This is a genomic window from Mesorhizobium sp. M7A.F.Ca.AU.002.02.1.1, from assembly GCF_003998535.1.
GTDB classification, from domain to species: domain Bacteria; phylum Pseudomonadota; class Alphaproteobacteria; order Rhizobiales; family Rhizobiaceae; genus Mesorhizobium; species Mesorhizobium ciceri.
The window spans coordinates 1-1,054 of sequence record NZ_RZPB01001258.1 but is presented as its reverse complement, the minus strand read 5'-3'; the positions used below and the strand labels follow the sequence as shown (position 1 = coordinate 1,054).

The following is a 1,054-nucleotide window of genomic DNA, read 5'->3' as shown; positions in this document are numbered from 1 at the left end:
ATGCTGCGACGACACCGGCCTTTGGGACCGCACGCTCCAGCAGGTTGGTGAAGGCGCCGCGCGCCTTGAACGAGCCGGAATGCTGCAGGCATTCGAGCTTCAGGTCGACGGCCAACGGCGGCCGATCGAAGTCGGCCATGTCGACGCGCAGCACCGGCGTGTGCCTGATATAGGGGCGGATGCGCGGTTCCATCGCGGCAATGCGCTCGCGTGTGACGGTGATGCCGTTCGTCATGATTGCTCCCTGTGACGGGTCGGTGTGTTTCCGGCGCTTCTATGCAAGCCAGTCGGGCATCGAATCCAGTCCGATCAGGTCGTCATAGGTCAGGCGTGGGCGCACGACGTGGAACCGGTCGCCGTCGACCAGCACCTCCGGAACCAGCAGACGGGTGTTGTAGGTGCCGGCCTGCACCGCGCCATAGGCGCCCGCGGTGGAGACGGCAATCAGGTCGCCGGCCTTCAGCCTGGGCAGATCGCGGTCCAGGCCGATATAATCGCCGGTCTCGCAGACCGGGCCGACGACGTCGACCATCATGCGCGGCGTGTCCGCCGGCGGCTGCACGACCGGACGGATATCGTGGAAGGCATCGTAGAGCGTCGGCCGGATGAGATCGTTCATGGCGGCGTCGACGACGAGGAAGTTCTTGGCGTCGCCTTCTTTTACGAAGATCACTTCCGAGACGAGGATACCGGCATTGCCTACGATCAGCCGGCCCGGCTCGAACATCACCTTCAGCCCGAGCTTGGTGACATGCTTCCTGACGATCTGGGCATAGGCATCGGGCAGCGGCGGCGGGTTGTTGTCGACGCGATAGGGGATGCCGAGGCCGCCGCCGAGGTCGATATGCTCGATGGCATGGCCGTCCGCCCGCAGCGCGCCGACCAGATCGACAAGCAGGGCGAAGGCGTCGTCGAAGGGCTGCAGCTCCGTGATCTGGCTGCCGATATGGGTGTCGATGCCGGTGATCCTGATGCCGGGAAGCGTTGCCGCGCGGGCATAGACCTGCCGCGCCCGCTGCCACGGGATGCCGAATTTGTTCTCGGCCTTGCCGGT

Annotated in this window: 1 protein-coding gene and 1 pseudogene; both read right to left on the bottom strand. The window is 65.5% G+C overall.

Annotation, left to right across the window (positions count from 1 at the left end; all coding sequences use genetic code 11):
* A pseudogene (locus EN879_RS36965) lies at window positions 1-235 on the bottom strand (pyridoxal-phosphate dependent enzyme); the annotation flags it as partial.
* 39 nt (window positions 236-274) lie between these two features.
* Window positions 275-1,054: diaminopimelate decarboxylase (locus EN879_RS36960; protein WP_164774894.1), on the bottom strand; the 780-nt coding region annotated here is incomplete at its 5' end.